The organism is Chryseobacterium sp. G0162 (genome assembly GCF_003815715.1).
GTDB lineage: Bacteria > Bacteroidota > Bacteroidia > Flavobacteriales > Weeksellaceae > Chryseobacterium.
On sequence record NZ_CP033922.1, the window covers coordinates 1,315,001 to 1,333,229 of the forward strand.

Consider the following 18,229-nt stretch of genomic DNA (forward strand, 5'->3'; position numbering starts at 1 on the left):
TCTTTTCCTCCGGGTACTTAGATGTTTCAGTTCTCCGGGTTTGCTCCTCTTACGAGGTGACTGGTCTTCAACCAGCCGGGTTGCCCCATTCGGACATCTGCGGATCAATTCGTGTGTGCCAATCCCCGCAGCTTTTCGCAGCTTACCACGTCCTTCGTCGCCTCTGAAAGCCTAGGCATCCGCCATACGCCCTTAACGATTTCTTTCCTAATATTAAATTAGTTCAGTATTTTTTGATAAACTCTCGTCTATCGATATTTTTATAAACTCGGCACTCGAAAGTGCTCGGTTATCTCTTTGTGATGTCTTTACCGTTAATGTCAATGATCTTTATCTATTTCTGATCTAATTCGCAAATATTGTTTTTGGCTCTATTTGCTTTTTTAAAATTAAACCATCGATGTGGAGAATAAGGGAGTCGAACCCTTGACCTCCTGCGTGCAAGGCAGGCGCTCTAGCCAGCTGAGCTAATTCCCCCTCTAGTAGACTTCAGATTTTAGATCTCAGATTACAGACTTTATTGTCTGACATCTGATGTCTTATATCTTCCCGTCTTATAATTAGTAGTCTCGGGCAGGCTCGAACTGCCGACCTCTACATTATCAGTGTAGCGCTCTAACCAGCTGAGCTACGAGACTTCATTATTAATTTTAAATTTTAAATTGAAAATTTTAAATGATTCTTTAAATCTAAAATCTATAATTTATAATCTAAAATCTCTCTATCCCTTTACTAATTTCTAGTGGGTTTTGTATTTTTAATATAATCAACCAAACAAAAAACTAAAGCTTGAACTTTAAGTAAGTTCTGTATCTTGCGATACTAATTTTTTTATCGTCTAACGACGCTCTAAAATGAGATGTTCCAGCCGCACCTTCCGGTACGGCTACCTTGTTACGACTTAGCCCTAGTTACCTGTTTTACCCTAGGCAGCTCCTATTACGGTCACCGACTTCAGGTACCCCAGACTTCCATGGCTTGACGGGCGGTGTGTACAAGGCCCGGGAACGTATTCACCGCGCCATGGCTGATGCGCGATTACTAGCGATTCCAGCTTCATAGAGTCGAGTTGCAGACTCCAATCCGAACTGAGACCGGCTTTCGAGATTTGCATCACATCGCTGTGTAGCTGCCCTCTGTACCGGCCATTGTATTACGTGTGTGGCCCAAGGCGTAAGGGCCGTGATGATTTGACGTCATCCCCACCTTCCTCTCTACTTGCGTAGGCAGTCTCACTAGAGTCCCCAACTTAATGATGGCAACTAGTGACAGGGGTTGCGCTCGTTGCAGGACTTAACCTAACACCTCACGGCACGAGCTGACGACAACCATGCAGCACCTTGAAAAATGTCCGAAGAAAAGTCTATTTCTAAACCTGTCATTTCCCATTTAAGCCTTGGTAAGGTTCCTCGCGTATCATCGAATTAAACCACATAATCCACCGCTTGTGCGGGCCCCCGTCAATTCCTTTGAGTTTCATTCTTGCGAACGTACTCCCCAGGTGGCTAACTTATCACTTTCGCTTAGTCTCTGATTCCGAAAAACCAAAAACGAGTTAGCATCGTTTACGGCGTGGACTACCAGGGTATCTAATCCTGTTCGCTCCCCACGCTTTCGTCCATCAGCGTCAGTTGTTGCTTAGTAACCTGCCTTCGCAATTGGTGTTCTAAGTAATATCTATGCATTTCACCGCTACACTACTTATTCCAGCTACTTCAATAACACTCAAGACCTGCAGTATCAATGGCAGTTTCACAGTTAAGCTGTGAGATTTCACCACTGACTTACAGATCCGCCTACGGACCCTTTAAACCCAATAAATCCGGATAACGCTTGCACCCTCCGTATTACCGCGGCTGCTGGCACGGAGTTAGCCGGTGCTTATTCGTATAGTACCTTCAGCTACTCTCACGAGAGTAGGTTTATCCCTATACAAAAGAAGTTTACAACCCATAGGGCCGTCGTCCTTCACGCGGGATGGCTGGATCAGGCGCTAACCCATTGTCCAATATTCCTCACTGCTGCCTCCCGTAGGAGTCTGGTCCGTGTCTCAGTACCAGTGTGGGGGATCACCCTCTCAGGCCCCCTAAAGATCGCAGACTTGGTGAGCCGTTACCTCACCAACTATCTAATCTTGCGCGTGCCCATCTCTATCTACCGGAGTTTTCAATAAAAAACGATGCCGTCTCTTATATTATGGGGTATTAATCTTCCTTTCGAAAGGCTATCCCCCTGATAAAGGCAGGTTGCACACGTGTTCCGCACCCGTACGCCGCTCTCAAGATCCCGAAAGATCTCTACCGCTCAGCTTGCATGTGTTAGGCCTCCCGCTAGCGTTCATCCTGAGCCAGGATCAAACTCTCCATTGTATGTTTGTCTGACTCACTCAAAGTTTTTTAACGCTTTAGTTTTTCCTTACTTGGTTGTTATATTGTATGTCAATGATCTTTATATCTTCCGCTTTTCAACGAAGCAATCTTTACTGTCAGTGTCGCTCCGTATTTGCGAGTGCAAAAGTAAAACTTTATTTTGATTCGACCAAATGTTTTGAAAGAAAATTTTAAAGTTTTTTTTAAGTAACCTTAATCTCTTTCCTAACCCTCAATCTCTCTACTCCTGCGCTCCCTTAATTGGGACTGCAAAGATACAAACTTTATTTTAACTCGCAACTTTTAAATCCTAAAAATTAAAAGTTTTTTTTTCGTCTGTCTCTTTCGTAGAGTATAATGTTTATGCTTATCTAAAAGCTCTTCTGCGCTTACTGAATCCCTTTCGTTTTTCAGTGGGGCAAAGATAGAAACTTCATCCATTACCCGCAAGTTTATTTAACATAAAATTCATACTCAGGTAATGTTTTACCCTTAAAGCACTGGTACTATGAGAGAAAAATTTTAAACATTTGTTTGGGGATTGGAGGGAAAGGGTCCAAGGGGATGAAAGTTGGGAAGAAATGGGGGTGTTTTTATATGATATATCATCTATATAATGATGAGTAATGAGTAATGGGTAATGGGTAATGAGTAATGAGTAATGGAAGGTATACATGATATATAATACATGGGGTAAGTTTTCAGAATTATTTTGAAATAGGTTTGGGCTAAAGCCAATGGCTGGGCGTTTATTTTATTTGAGTGGGCTAAAGCCCACTCCTATTGATGGATTTCTGTACGTTGGAAATTATAGATAGAGGTTTATTTTAATAATGCGGTGTTGAGATCCTTACAGGATGACAAAAATTGTGCAGAGAAAATAGATAAATAAAGAGACAGGAGGATATGATGGTTATTCTGTAAGATTATTTTATAGAAAAACGCAGTGTTTTTTTATTTCCCACAGAGGACACGGATTTTCACAGATGATAGTGCTGGTTGTATTGTGAGTAGCTTTCTGGTATATCTAATTGAAAGAGCCACTCGATCTTCTTAAAGGAATAGGTAGCTTTTGTGGGAGTTCTTACCGGAATAGAAGATTAAACCTCGCCAATGACAAAGACTTCAGGAGATGTGATGTATACTTATATATAAGAAGACAGGTTTTTATAAAAAACACATTCTAGTTATTAATAATATGAATGCTTACCTATGCAATAAAACCTATCATCTATTACTTATTACTTATTACTTATTACTTATTACTTATTACTTATTACTTATAATATATGCCTACTACCCTAGCCCCGATAGTAACGGTTACCCCGCAACAGGGTGTGGAGAGGTGGAGGGTTAGAGCCTTGGAGGGTAAAGGCGTGAGGAGTAAGAGTGGATAGCGGGAAATAGCTCCGGAATAAATTGAATGAAGTAAACACTGTTACTATCCTAATTATATAAGTCTTCTTTTGTCTGATTCATCTGTTCAACTATAATAATAGATGCAATAGTCATAAAAGCGGATTATATTTTTTTTTGATTGCTTACATTTGTACCACATTCTTATTATATTAGGATGAAATGACTTCATATATGACAGACAGAAAATATAAAGAAACGGTTCATACAGATACAAACCACTACGAATATACTACGGTAACCCACGATAAAAATAACGTAAGAATCTACACTTTGAAGAACGGGCTGAAGGTTTTCCTTGCCCAAAACTTTGATGCCCCAAGGATACAGACTTTTATTCCGGTAAGAACAGGTAGTAATAATGACCCTGCAGATAATACCGGGCTTGCTCATTATCTTGAACACATGATGTTTAAAGGAACTTCCAGGATAGGAACTCAAAACTGGGCCAAAGAAAAGGAGCTTCTGGACCAAATCTCTGCACTTTATGAGGATCATAAAGCTGAACAGGATCCTGAAAAGAAAAAAGATATTTACAAAAAGATAGACGAAGTTTCTCAGGAAGCAAGCCAGTATGCTATTGCCAATGAATATGACAAGGCTATTTCCTCATTGGGAGCTACGGGAACGAATGCTCATACCTGGTTTGATGAGACGGTGTATAAAAACAATATTCCAAATAATGAACTGGAAAAATGGTTAAAAATAGAAAAGGAAAGATTTTCTGAGATTGTTCTCCGCCTCTTCCATACAGAACTAGAGTCTGTTTATGAGGAATTCAACAGGGCTCAGGATAATGATACGAGATTGGTTAACTATGAACTGATGTCGGCTCTATTTCCGACCCATCCTAACGGGCAGCAAACTACACTGGGCAAACCTGAACATTTGAAAAATCCTTCTATGAAGGCTATTCATAAGTATTTTGATGAATACTATGTTCCTAATAATTATGCTATGGTATTGGTTGGGGATTTTGATTTCGAAGAGACGATTCAGTTGGTAGACCAATATTTTGGGACTATTCCTTATAGAGAGCTTCCGAAAAAGACCCCGATTATTGAACAACCCATTACAGAAGTTGTTGAAAGAACGGTGAAAAGTCCTACTACTCCAAGGGTTCAGTTGGCCTGGAGAACGGATAGTTATGGAACCAGAAATGCGATGCTTGCTGATATTGTTGTGAATATTCTGAGTAACAGAGGGGAAGCCGGTTTATTGGACCTTCATATCAATCAGACTCAGAAAATGCTTTGGGCACAGGCATTTTCCGTGGGATTAAAACAATACGGTTATTTTTCTATTGTTGCTGTTCCGAAAGAGACCCAAACATTGCAAGAAGCAACGAATATGGTTCTGGAGGAAATTGAACTTATCAAGAAGGGAGATTTTCCGGAATGGATGCTTCCGGCGATCATTAATGATTTTAAGCTTCAGAGAATGAAAGGACTTGAAACGGCAGAAGGCTTAGCCACTACCCTATACGATATTTACATAAAGGGGATAAGCTGGGAGCAGGAGTTGAATGAAATGGAAGAGTATGAAAGTTTCACTAAGGAAGACATTATCAGTTTTGCTAATGATTTCTTTAAAAACAATTATGTTGTTATTAATAAAGAAAAAGGAGTTAATGATAAGCTACTTAGAGTGGACAATCCAGGAATTACTCCTGTTAAGATTAACCGTGATGCACAATCTGAGTTTTTAAAGGAGATCTTAGCTGATAAAACAGAAGATATTAAACCTGAATTCGTTGATTATCAAAAAGAAATCGCAACTGACGAAATCAAAGGGAAGAAATTAAATTTTGTAAAGAATAAGTACAACGATATTGCTCAGGTTCATTTTATTTTTCCTTTTGGAAGTGATCATGATCGTGAACTGGGAATTTCCACTCAACTTCTTCAGTATTTAGGGACAGATGAGTTTTCTCCTGAGGATTTGAAAAAGGAGTTTTTCAAAATTGGAATCAGCAATGATTTTAAAACAAGCAATAATCAGTTATTAATCTCCCTGAGCGGATTGGAGGAAAATATTGAAAAAGGAATTTCACTTCTTCAGCAATGGATGTACCGTGTACAGCCGGATCAGGAGATCTACAATCAATTTGTAGGAACCGTACTGGAAAACCGTCAGGCTATGAAGAAAGATAAAAACCGTATCATGACAGCTCTTACTAATTATACCAAATTAGGAAGCGCTTCTCGTTTTACGGACATTATTTCTAAGGAGGAGCTTGAAAGCAGTAAGGCTGAAGTATTTACTGACCGAATGAAACAGCTGTTCAAATATCCTTACCAGATTTTCTTTTATGGAAAAGATTTTGAAGCATTCAAGGGATATATTGGTGAATACACAGAAACGGAGAGTCTTCAGATTCCTGAGCCAAAACAATATCCAGAACCTGCTACCGGAGGAAATGTATATTTTATTGATTATGATATGGTTCAGATGGAAATGAGTAAAGTAGGTAAGGGAAATATGGTTAATCCTGCTTATTTTGGAAAGATGAATGTTTTCAATGAATATTTTGGTCGGGGATTATCTTCCATTGTTTTCCAGGAGATTCGTGAGAGTAAAAGTTTAGCCTATTCCGCCTATGTTTCTTATTCAGCCAATGCTGAATTAAATCATCCGGATTATGTTACCACTTATATCGGAACACAACCGGACAAATTGATGATTGCTGTTGACACAATGGATGAGCTGATGAATGAGCTTCCTGAGGTTACCATCCAGTTTGAAAATGCTAAAAATGCGGCTTTAAAACAGATCGCTTCTACCAGAGTTACCAGAGGCAATATCTTCTTCAACACTTTAAGATTGAAGAAGCTGGGGATTGATCATGATTTCAGAAAAGATATCTTTAATCAGATCCAGGTATTGAAATTTGAAGATATCAGAGAGTTTTATCACTCGGAAATTCAATCCGTAGATTTTAATACAGCTATTATCGGTAAAAAAGAAAACCTGAATATGGAAGCTGTAAGTAAAATGGGAACCTTTACAGAAGTAAGTCTGAAAGATATTTTCGGACATTAAAAATAAAAGAGCCGCTCCATATCTTTATCGGGCGGCTTTTTTTATGTTGTACTTACTCAGTTCATTCCTTATGTCATCATACAATCTCCATCTCCATCTTGCAAGTGAGGATTAAAATCTTTTGGAAGGCTTTGTAGTAATTCTTGACGAAAAAGATAATCGCGTTTGAAATCCTTTTCATAGATTCTGGACAATGATCTAGACTTCTTTATTTTCTCATTAAGTGTTTCATTGTAAACGGTCATCATTTTTACCTTATTTTGAATGATAAAAATGTTTAAAAACTGAATAAACTTATGAATACTTGAATTTCCGTTTGAAAAAATATAAGGAATTCTAAGATGACCATCCCGTAAAAGCAATAATGATACGGTTTCCAGATTACCTTGTTTGTCATATACCTTAACCCAAACATATTTAAAAACCTCAGCATAGCTGGAAAAGAAATAGTTATCATCTCTTTTTCTACCTTCCAAAATCCATGGATTTGTTGTAAAATAATTTATTTCATCTACCGTTCGCTGACCATGATATGAGGAGGCAAAATTTTTGATTTCTGTATCCATCTGATTCAATACTTCAAATCTGAACTTCGGCTTCCCTGTTCCTATATTTTTTATTCCAATCAGAGTATTTACTATAGTATCTGAAAGATGCAAAAGAGGCCTGAAATTCTTTATCCATGTTTTTTTTCCTGAAAGAACCGTTGCTGAATCTAGTCTGAAATAATATCGCTTCCCGTTTTTAGGAAAAAAACTCTCAACGCTTCCTATATGATGAAAGAAAACCTCAGCTTCTTTTGTAAATTCTGCCATGATAACATGATTATTGTACTCATCCAAAGCCTTTTGCAGAAGTGCTTTTGCTACTTTCTTCCCTCTGAACTCATTGCTTACGTACAATGTACTTAACCAGGCAAACCTGATGGCTTTTCCTTCAATTTCAAAAAAATCCGGGAGACACCCCATATATCCAGCTAATCTTCCTTCATAAAAGGCAAGAATAAGGAGTGTCTGCTCTTCAGTTGCTTTTGGGTTATGGATGTGTGACATCGCACGATGTTCCGTAATGGGAAGAAAATCATACTGCCTGAATTCACCGGATGATACAAAATCTTCAAGTTCTTTTTTATTAAATGTCTTCAGCTGTATCATCTTCTAACAATAGTATTTTTATTCATCAGCTTTTTCAACTTAAAATAAGCGATTTCTTTTTTGAGGATTCTTTCTGCACTTTCGCCTGTTTCCATTGGAATTCTCTGGTAATTCCTTTTTATACTGTCTAGTTTAATTCCTGCTGCCCCAAAACTACAATACATTTCTTTGTTTGTAAAAAGCGCCTCAAAGAAATCATTTTTCACTCCGAAATCGGTAAAAGGAAAGGCAAAACTTTCATACAGGAAGTCATTTTCTTTTAAATACACAAAAGTTTTATCTATTGATTCTATCTGTTGCTCCAGAGATAAATTTCCGAATTTCGGATGATCCCAGCTATGAGATGATATTCCAAAGCCTCTATTTGTAAGATTTTTTAATTCCTCCGTGTCTAGATAAGGCTTGTGTTCTTTTAAATAGGACTTAAAATCAACTTCTAACTTTTCAGCAAGCGAATCCAGAATGGCTTTTTCCTGGTAAGTGATTTTTAGAATCTCGTTTTTCAATGTTTCTGTTTCAGCATTACCGTTGAGTGAAAGAATACTGCTTATCTCAGGATGTACAGATTTCTTGTTTTCTAAAACATCGATAAGCAGACTGCTTTTACACCTGAACATGATTTCTTTATTGTCAATGAAAGCCGGATTTATAAAATTGCAGGCGTAAATTCCTTTACGTTCTAATATAGGAGCAACTATTTCATAAAATTCTCTGAGACCATCATCAAAGGTAAGTAAAGCGATCTTTTTTTGAGGTTTGAAATTTCCTGAAGTAAAATCTTTGAATTCTTGCCAGTTTACCCATTGAAAATGTTTTGAAAGGCAGTCAATATCTGCTTCAAACTGTCTGGTATTCTTGTATTGAATCACATGTCTGATATGGGGAAGCTTTTCATCGGAAACACAATGATAAACAGGTAAACAGTAATCCAACGGAAAAGACTTTCCGAAATGATCTGTTTCAAAAGCAGTAAATAGATTAATGATCTGATCTTTCATCCTAAAAATAAAAAGAATCTATTCGAAATAAATTCAAATAGATTCTTTAAAGGTATAACTTTTTAAAATTATTTTATTACTTTCATTTCATCAACAAGCCATTTAGCATCTGCGAATTTATCAACGATGAAAAGAATATATTTTGTATCTACCATGATGTTTCTGCTGAAACGTGGGTCGAAGTTAATATCACTCATAGTTCCCTCCCACTGTCTGTCGAAGTTAAGACCTATCAGATTTCCATTGGCATCAAGAGTTGGACTTCCTGAATTCCCCCCTGTTGTATGGTTGGTTGCTGTAAATCCTACAGGAACATCACCAGTTTTATCTTTATAGATTCCGAAGTCTTTCTTGTTGTAGAGCTCAATCAATTTCTTAGGAACGTCAAATTCATAATCTCCAGGAATATATTTCTCCATCACTCCGGCAAGATGAGTCTGGTACCCGTAAGAAACTGCATCTCTTGGAGCTGAACCTTTAACCTTACCATAAGTTACACGAAGGGTAGAGTTGGCATCCGGGAAGAATTTTCTGTCTTTATCCGTTTCCATCTGCTGAGCCATAAACTTCTTCTGTAAAGCATCAATTTTTGCCTGAATTGAAGAGTATTGTGGATCTGCTGCTTTCATATAGGTCTCTTTCATAGAAACGTAAAGCTGATAGATAGGATCTTTTTTTAATGTTTTAATCAACTTATCCTGATTAGAGAATGCCTTATCGATGTCTGTAGTCAGTGTTGCTCCATTTACAGCTGTTCTTCCTGTAATAATAGAATTTTTTGACATATCTTCAACTAAAGGAATGTTTGTATTTTCATCCTTATACTTGTTGAATCCTGCCGGTAAAAATTGTGGAGCTGTTTTATTGGTATATAAAGCCAATAGTTTTGCTGTTACTTTAGCATCAAGTTCTGCGCTATAGTCTTTATAGAAAGAAGTTAATTTTGTTTTTAGCTTCGTAAGCTCCTTCTCATCCATTCTGCCAGCTTCCACAGTACTTACAAAGTCATAATAATCTCCTGCCAGCTTCAAAGTCTCAGCATTTCTTACCACTTCTGTGTAATAAGCATTGTTTAACGCATAAGGAGCCTGTTCATTGTAAAGTTTGTTCAGTTGATCTAAAGTTGTCTTAACTTCTGGATTTTTAGAAACTAAAGAACCTTCATACATTACTTTTTTCTCAACTGCATTGGATTTTTTTAATCCTTCTACTTCACCGATCCATTTTTTCCAGTAATTGGCTACAGATGCGTATTTGGAAGCATACTTAATACGTGTTTCGTTATCTACACGCATTTTTTCGTCCAGTGTTTTTAAGGCTACATCACGTACAGCAATTCTTGCAGGATCAATTTCATTCATGATTTTTTCTACTGCTACTGCCGGGAGATATTCTGTGGTTCTTCCAGGGAATCCGAAAACAAATGTGAAATCATTTTCATTCTTATCCTTGATGGAAACCGGTAAATAATGTTTCGGAACGTAAGGTACGTTATCTTTTGAATACTCTGCAGGCTTGTTGTCTTTGTCTGCATAGATTCTGAACATTGAGAAATCTCCGGTATGTCTAGGCCAAACCCAGTTGTCTGTATCACTTCCGAATTTCCCGATGCTTTGAGGCGGTGCCCCAACAAGACGGATATCTTTATAGGTTTCGATTGTATAAGCATAGTACTTGTTTCCATAGTACATTGGCTTTATCATAATCGATTGGTACGATTCAATTTTCTGAGAGTTTTTATAAACTTCAATATTGTTGTTGATCTTTTTGGTAAGCTCAGGTTCTGTAAGATGATCTGTTCCTTCCAAAATCTGGAAGCTCACATCTTTTATATCTACAATAAAATCTACTTTTACTCCCGGGTTAGGAAGCTCGCCATTCATATTTTTAGCCCAGAAACCATTTGAAAGAAGGTCATTCTGAACCGTAGAATGTGCCTGAATCTGACCAAACCCACAGTGGTGGTTAGTCAGTAACAATCCCTTAGGAGAAATAATCTCCGCGGTACATCCGCCGTTAAACTGTACTACAGCATCCTTTATGCTAGGTTTCTGAGGATTGAAAATATCTTTTGCAGAGATTTTCATTCCTAAATCCTTCATTTCCTTTTCATTCAGTTCTGTAGGAATCCACATTCCACCATATTGTTGTGCAAATGCCATTGCAGCCGGCAAAAGAAATACGGATAAAAGTATCTTTTTTGTCATAATCAAAATTTTGCCCGAATTTACGAAGAAAAATAAGAATAGGACCCATAAAACACGGGTAAAATATCAACTGTCAATTTTGCTTCGCAAGTGAAGAGGGAATTCTTGTTGAATATAAAGAATGGACAAGTGAATTGACTATTGACATCTCTCCTTCTTTATCATTCTCTCTGGCTCATTCTCTTGGCTCAATTTTTGTTTCAAGTTTGTCAGTTTAAAAACATACTTAAATTAATTATTATGATGAAAAACAAAACACTTATCCTTGGAATTGGAGCGGCCTTATTCCTTGCTTCATGCTCTAAAAAAGAAACGGTAGATGCTAAAACATCAGCTACAGATTCTGCTCAAGCAACAGCTACAGACAGTACAGTTCACCCTGTAACAAGTGCACTGGGAGATACTTCAGAGAATTCTTTGGATTGGAGTGGTACTTACGAAGCCGTGGTTCCATGTGCTGACTGTCCGGGAATCAAGACTTCATTAACCCTTAACAATAATAATACTTTCAGTATTACAGAAGAATATCTGGAAAGAAAATCAAAGAATGAAGACAAAGGTTCTTTCACATGGGATGCTGCAGGAAGCATTATTACCTTAAAAGGTAAAACAGCAAACTATAAATATAAAGTTGGTGAAAATATGCTTTTCCAGCTTGATATGGATGGAAAAGAAATTGATGGGCCTAACAAGGATCTGTATGTATTCAAGAAAAAATAAAAATAAAGGCTTCGGCCTTTATTTTTTTGCTTTATTCTAAAACTGATAGGCTATGATCTTTGAATCAACAACCAAGTCTATTATCAATCCCTCATGATGGGTACTCTTACCTGTCAGTCTCCAGGTTGCAGTGATATTACCTTGTGTATATTGTTGTTTGATTAATAAATACTTTAAATGGTGTTTTCTAAAAAGTTCTTCACAATGTTTTAAGTCTGCTGAATTTGTTACACCTATTCTATATTCCCTGATCTTGTTGTAATTATCTATAAAACTTTGCAGATAGGTTAATGCGCTCAGAATAATAAGTACCAAAGCTGTTCCCAAAAGAGAAAAGTAAACATATCCTGAACCTACTGCCATTCCTATGGAAGCTGTTGCCCAAATGGTAGTGGCTGTTGTAATTCCTTCGATCTTATTTTCACCTTTAAAGATCACTCCAGCTCCCAAAAAACCAATTCCTGTAATGATATTAGCTGCCAAACGATCCGGATTGGCAACACCTATTTTAATGGATAGAATGGTAAACAAACAGGCACCAAAGCAAACCAGAATAAAGGTACGGAGCCCTGCTGATTTGTTACGGTACTCCCGTTCAGCCCCAATCAGTAATCCTAGAATCACTGAAATAAAGATTAATAATAACTCATTCTTAACGACATAATGGTCCTGTAGAAATTCCATTTTTAAAATTTAACAACAGAATAAATGTACAATAAAAAATAGTACGGAACTATTTTTGATGCCCAGACTTTATGGAGTATTACTTAAAAATCGGAATGTAACGGAAAACTTTTGTAATATTACACTTCGAATTGGAAAAATAAGTCTTACTCTTAATTTTTCAACCTAAAAAATGAGTTTGACATGTTGATAAAGATCAATACCATGGAAAGCTCATTCTAAATGAATATATTAAATAATACAACAAACAATACATTATGGACAAAGAAATTTCTCACTTCTGGCTGGGGTATTTTAAAAATGAAGAAGAATTTTATGCTTTTGTAGAAGAGGATGAAAATTATTATCTGGAAGAGGAAAATGATGATCAGTATGTTTCAAAATTTGCAGAGTCTCAGAACATCAAGTGGTTTGATGATGACTTTATAGAATACGGTTTTGAAGATGAAAGATTGGGGCTGGTTGAAAAGTTTTCAGAATATTCCTATGCAGACCAATGGCTTCCGGTTCTAGAGCAAAAGCTTAATGACCTAAGCCTGGATACTCCAGTAAATGCTATCGTTTTTGCCAGCAGATTTATTATTCCTAATCCTGTTTCTGTGGATGGTGAAGAAAACAAATTGTATTATATTGGCGAGATTGAATTTGACGTTTAAATACGATAAGAACTAGAATACCTGGCTGTATTTCCTTTACAGCCTTGGTTTTCATTTAAGATGTTTTCAGAGATGGAATTCTTAGTTTTTCAGAAATCAAAAACACAAATTTTAAAATATTAGCTGCACTGAATATCTTATAGCCAACAGATGATCTGGCTCTAATAAGATTAATAAAACACAATTCTTCGCAATTGTAAAATCATTTTTCTTTAATTATTTTAGAATACGGGTTTCCGTAAAGGAGTTATTAAAATACATGATAGATTTGAACATATAAAATGACATCATGAAACGTATTTTTAATTTATTCTTCTTATTGATAATATGTGTAACCGCAGTATCATGTTCCACTAATTACTACACTGTTTTATTGTCTGAAGATGCTACAATTTATAGATCTTCGGATTCCACTAATATTCTAACTATAGTACCAAAAAACACTGAGGTATTCTTATCAACTCAACTCAATAAAAAGAATTATAAAAAAATAAAATGGAACAATTACTCCGGATGGGCATATAATCCGGTTTATACTTCATACAGCAGTTATACTTCAGTAAAAGCTCCAACGACCCCGTCGACATACAATTATAGTTCTAGTAGAACAAATTCATCAGGTGGTAGTGTAAGTGTGAAAGGATATCATAGAAAAGACGGAACATATGTCAGACCACATACCCGAAGCGCACCGTCAAGAAGTAGATAAACATAAAAAAACTTCTGCTTATAAGCAGAAGTTTTTTATATATTTAAGTAAGTTTAGATTATTAATGTGCTTCCAGCCAGTTATTCCCAACTCCAATTTCTACCAATAACGGAACCTGTGTTTTCAAGGCATTTTCCATTTCAGTTTTAATTAGTTTTGAAGCGGCTTCAATTTCGTCTGCCGGAGCTTCGAATACCAATTCGTCATGTACCTGAAGCAGCATTTTAGTCTTCATTTGTTGTTCTTCCAATTCTCTATCTATTTTAATCATTGCCAACTTTACAACATCGGCTGCACTTCCTTGTACCGGAGCGTTCACAGCATTTCTTTCTGCATGTCCTCTTACTACAAAATTGTTGGAATTAATATCTTTTAAGTGGCGCTTTCTTCCCAGAATAGTTTCAACATATCCCATCTGACGGGCCTTGTTTACCTGCTCTGCCATGTATTCCTTCAGTTTTGGATAGGTTTCGAAATAGGCTTCGATCATCTGTTTGGCTTCAGTACGGGATAATCCGGTTTGTTCTGCTAATGCAAAAGCTCCCTGTCCGTAAATAATTCCAAAGTTTACTGTCTTGGCCTGGCTTCTTTGCGTTTTTGAAACTTCTTCCAAAGGAATTTTAAAGAGTTTTGCAGCAGTAGACGCGTGAATATCTTCTCCATCCTGGAATGCTTTAATCATATTGTCTTCTCCTGAAATTTCAGCAATAAGACGAAGTTCGATCTGTGAGTAATCGGCAGAAATAATCTTCTTTCCTTCTCCAGAAACAAAGGCTCCACGAATCTGCTGTCCTCTCAATGTTCTGATCGGAATATTCTGCAGGTTCGGATTCACACTTGCCAAACGACCTGTTGCAGCTGTAGTCTGAGAGAAATTGGTATGCACTCTATTATCTAATTTATCAATCTGCGACGGCAATGCATCTACATAGGTTGATTTTAATTTCTGATAGGTTCTGTATTCCAGAATATGCTTGATGATTTCATGCTTTGAAGCCAGTTTCTGAAGTACATCTTCCGAAGTAGCATATTGTCCTGTTTTCGTTTTTTTGGCTTTTGGATCAAGCTGCATTTTTTCAAACAAAATTTCTCCCAGTTGCTTTGGAGAATTCATATTGAATTCTTCTTCTGAGAGTTCAAAAATTGTTTTTTCTAAATTTCTCAGGTCATTTTCAAGATCAATACTTTCCTGTGCCAACCATTTTTCATCTAAAGAAATCCCTGCCAGCTCCATCTTCGCCAATACTTCCATCAGAGGCATTTCAATATTGAAGAAAAGATCTTCCAGGTTTTCTTTTTTTAGTTGTGGAGCAAACAACTCATACAATTGGAAGGTTACATCTGCATCTTCCGCAGCATAATCTGTTTGTGTTCTAAGGTCTGCATCTCTGAAGGTTCCTTGTTTTTTTCCCTTTTTTCCAATGATTGTTTCAATGGAAACAGGTTTATAATTCAAAAATACTTCAGAAAGATAGTCCATGCCATGTCTTCCATCAGGATTTAACAGGTAATGGGCAATCATGGTATCAAACATCGCTCCTTTAACGGTGATGTCGTACTGTTTTAATATTTTATAATCGAATTTTAAATTGTGAGCGATTTTCAGTAAATCTTCTTTCTCAAAAAACGGTCTGAAGATTTCAAGGGTTTGTAATACTTCTTCTCTACTTTCAGATAAAGGAATGTAATATGCTAATCCTTTTTTGTAAGAAAAACTCATTCCTACCAGTTCTGCTTCCAGCTCATTCAATGAAGTGGTTTCTGTGTCAAAACATACCGCTCTTTGTTTCAAAAGATTGTCTACCAGTTTTTTCTGAGCTTTTGGATTATCAACAAACTGATAAAGGTGATCGTTATGTTCAATAGAAGATTTTGTAGAAGTTGCCTGATCCAATTCTTCGAAATTGGCAAAAAGATCAAGCTGCATTGCCTGTCCTTTTATTTCTGTTCCCGTGGGAGTCTGTTTCACTTCCACTTCACTTACGACAACGGTTTCTGTTACTGCCGGAGCAAAGGCTCTGTAAAGATTTTCATACAGTCTTCGGAATTCTATTTCTTCGAAAACTTCCTTTACTTTTTCAAAATCAGGCGTTTCCAGATCGTATTGTTCCTGATGGAATTCTATCGGGGCATCACATATAATAGTTGCCAGTTTTTTAGACAAAATGCCACGTTCTGCAGAGGCTTCTACTTTTTCCTTCAGCTTTCCTTTTAGCTTATCTGTATTTGCCAATAGGTTTTCAATGCTTCCAAATTCTTTAAGGAATTTCATAGCAGTTTTCTCTCCTACGCCTTCCAATCCAGGGATGTTATCCACTGCATCTCCCATCATGGCCAGATAATCGATGACCTGTTTTGGGTCTTCAATCTCATATTTGGCTTTCACTTCTTCCACGCCAAGAATTTCGATATCCCCTCCTTTTAATCCCGGCTTATAAATTTTGATTTTATCTGTAACCAACTGAGCAAAGTCTTTATCAGGAGTTACCATGAAAGTGGTATACCCTTCTTTTTCGGCTTTGCATGCAATGGTACCTATCACATCATCTGCTTCATACCCTTCTACTCCAAGAATTGGAATGTGCATTCCTTCCAGAATCCTGTGAATATATGGAACGGCAATTTTGATGGCTTCAGGAGTTTCACTTCTGTTCGCTTTATAGTCAGCAAAATCATCAGTTCTTACGCTTGCTCTTCCTACATCAAAAACAACTGCTAAATGAGTAGGTTTTTCTCTTCTGATCAATTCGATCAAGGAGTTGGTAAAGCCAAAGATGGCAGAAGTATCCAAACCGGTGCTTGTTAATCTCGGATTCCTGATCAATGCGTAATATCCTCTGAAAATCATCGCATAAGCATCGATGAGAAACAGCCTTTTATCTTGTGTTGCGTCCATATTATCTATAATGAACAAATATAAGAAAATAGGAAGATAAGTTGCTAGTTTTGGAATGGATTCGGGATGCGTGGTTCGTGATTTGAGATAGAAGACTGAATGGTATAAAATGTTGGGTGAGCTTCTAATCTCTAATTAGCAATCGTGGTTTTCGTAGTTCAACTGTTCCATTCTTTTCTCATAGCTTTCCATATCTTTTTTGCCTATGCTTACTTTTTTCAGCTGTACCGGAATTTGTTTTTTACCGTCCGGGCTTATCCAGGTTCCATTCATGGTTTCGCCATCTTTCTTTAGAATCATCAGTCCTGTGAAGCCTTCTTCTACCATCGCAAACTGTTGGTTGATTCCTTCTGTAACATTAAGTTGCAGCCAATTGCTTACTTTTTCGTAACGGTACATGCCATTATAATAAGGATCTCCGCCACAGCCGTTTTCTACAGATTGTAAAAATAAGGTTACCGGCATTTTTCCGTTCACTGTACCTTTGTATAGAGAGGAAGTATTTTGTGCCTGTAAAGTAATGAATGAGATTGTAAAAGTGAGAGTTAACAGAATTTGTCTGAACATTTTTATATAATTTTTAGTCGTGTATGGAGTAAAAAACAGAACAGTATACTCTATAAGCATACTGTTCCATTAGTTTTTTTAAGTTTTGTTGTTCTGGTTTATTTACCAGCAGATGGCCAAAGCCCAGCGTACTGAGAAGTACCGTAGTCAATAGTTTCAGCACTGATTACGAAGCTGATTAGCATACTGTTGCTGTCAATAGCATCAAAGTCTACTTCGTGTTGGATAACATATCCGTTTTCCCACTTCAGGTTAATTAATGTTCCTTCTTCGTGAGATTTATTAAAGATAATCTCTCCTACAGTTGGCTTATATTTTCCGTTCAATAAGCTTTCAAGGATGTCTGATTTTTCAGTAGCTTCTACTGTAACTTTGATAAGTGCGTTAGAAGGATCTGATGCTACACGTCCTGATACGTCAGTTGATCTTGATACGCTGTAGTTCATTTTTAATAATTTCTGACCTTCTCCGTTGTTGAATTTTAAGATTCCTCTTGAATTTCTTTCTGCCATGATTGTAAATTTTAATCGTTAGTAATATTTATGTTATTCGATAATTGTATGACAAAGATAGAGTCCTCAAAATTGAAAAAAAAGCTTTTGGAAGGAAATCTGAAAAATTGTAGTAGTTCTACGATTTTATGTCGTAATTCTACGACAATGGAGTTAAAATACCACACAAACTATTAATAATAAATATTTTAACTATAATCACAAAAAAACATAAATATATTAATTATCACACCATAAAGAGAAATACTATGTTACAAAACATACTTTATGACGGCTAAAGAAACCATTCAAACCTCATC

10 protein-coding genes, 2 tRNA genes and 2 rRNA genes (1 of these 14 only partly in view) are annotated in these 18,229 nt (G+C 36.8%); 3 read left to right on the forward strand and 11 right to left on the reverse strand.

Annotated elements, in window-relative coordinates:
- The 4 genes from EG344_RS06065 to EG344_RS06080 form a co-directional block, all read right to left on the reverse strand.
- Positions 1-206, reverse strand: a 23S ribosomal RNA gene (locus tag EG344_RS06065); it reaches 2,553 nt to the left of the window's first position.
- 197 nt (positions 207-403) lie between these two features.
- Positions 404-477 (reverse strand) — tRNA-Ala (locus EG344_RS06070).
- An 87-nt stretch (positions 478-564) separates the two neighbouring features.
- Positions 565-638: transfer RNA gene (locus tag EG344_RS06075), tRNA-Ile, on the reverse strand.
- Between the two features lie 214 nt (positions 639-852).
- Positions 853-2,369: ribosomal RNA gene (locus EG344_RS06080) — 16S ribosomal RNA — on the reverse strand.
- Together the 16S and 23S rRNA genes with 2 tRNA genes alongside form the textbook arrangement of a ribosomal RNA operon.
- Before the next feature lie 1,590 nt (positions 2,370-3,959).
- Here EG344_RS06080 and EG344_RS06085 point away from each other — a divergent pair.
- Positions 3,960-6,827 (forward strand): M16 family metallopeptidase, encoded by a 2,868-nt coding sequence (locus EG344_RS06085; RefSeq protein ID WP_123908711.1) that lies wholly within the window; start codon positions 3,960-3,962, stop codon positions 6,825-6,827.
- Between the two features lie 68 nt (positions 6,828-6,895).
- Here the strand turns inward: EG344_RS06085 and EG344_RS06090 are convergent, their stop codons facing one another.
- The 3 genes from EG344_RS06090 to EG344_RS06100 all read right to left on the reverse strand — a co-directional run bounded on the left by EG344_RS06090 (position 6,896) and on the right by EG344_RS06100 (position 11,186).
- Positions 6,896-7,981, reverse strand: a complete 1,086-nt coding sequence (locus EG344_RS06090; protein ID WP_123908712.1) for a GNAT family N-acetyltransferase — start codon at positions 7,979-7,981, stop codon at positions 6,896-6,898.
- Complete coding sequence (locus EG344_RS06095) at positions 7,978-8,979, reverse strand: polysaccharide deacetylase family protein (protein ID WP_123908713.1); 1,002 nt, start codon at positions 8,977-8,979, stop codon at positions 7,978-7,980. Before EG344_RS06095 ends, EG344_RS06090 begins: the two co-directional genes overlap by 4 nt.
- A 68-nt stretch (positions 8,980-9,047) precedes the next feature.
- A complete protein-coding gene (locus EG344_RS06100; RefSeq protein WP_123908714.1) occupies positions 9,048-11,186 on the reverse strand; it encodes a S46 family peptidase in 2,139 nt (712 codons plus the stop codon).
- 240 nt (positions 11,187-11,426) lie between these two features.
- Here EG344_RS06100 and EG344_RS06105 point away from each other — a divergent pair, with 240 nt between their 5' ends.
- A complete protein-coding gene (locus tag EG344_RS06105; protein WP_228412865.1) occupies positions 11,427-11,906 on the forward strand; it encodes a copper resistance protein NlpE in 480 nt (159 codons plus the stop codon).
- Between the two features lie 36 nt (positions 11,907-11,942).
- Here EG344_RS06105 and EG344_RS06110 read toward each other — a convergent pair whose 3' ends face one another.
- The gene (locus EG344_RS06110) at positions 11,943-12,590 is read right to left on the reverse strand and encodes an MgtC/SapB family protein (protein ID WP_123908715.1); all 648 of its coding nucleotides are present in this window, start codon (positions 12,588-12,590) and stop codon (positions 11,943-11,945) included.
- Between the two features lie 257 nt (positions 12,591-12,847).
- Here EG344_RS06110 and EG344_RS06115 point away from each other — a divergent pair, with 257 nt between their 5' ends.
- Entirely contained in the window at positions 12,848-13,246 is a 399-nt protein-coding gene (locus tag EG344_RS06115) for an immunity 22 family protein (protein WP_123908717.1), read from the forward strand.
- 770 nt (positions 13,247-14,016) lie between these two features.
- On the opposite strand, the gene polA is transcribed toward EG344_RS06115, so the two are convergent.
- From polA to tssD, 3 genes are all read right to left on the reverse strand, one after another.
- The gene (gene polA, locus EG344_RS06125; protein WP_123908720.1) at positions 14,017-16,851 is read right to left on the reverse strand and encodes a DNA polymerase I; all 2,835 of its coding nucleotides are present in this window, start codon (positions 16,849-16,851) and stop codon (positions 14,017-14,019) included.
- 135 nt (positions 16,852-16,986) lie between these two features.
- Entirely contained in the window at positions 16,987-17,418 is a 432-nt protein-coding gene (locus EG344_RS06130) for a hypothetical protein (RefSeq protein ID WP_123908722.1), read from the reverse strand.
- A 98-nt stretch (positions 17,419-17,516) separates the two neighbouring features.
- Entirely contained in the window at positions 17,517-17,930 is a 414-nt protein-coding gene (tssD, locus tag EG344_RS06140) for a type VI secretion system tube protein TssD (protein WP_123859320.1), read from the reverse strand.
- Positions 17,931-18,229: the final 299 nt, after the last annotated feature.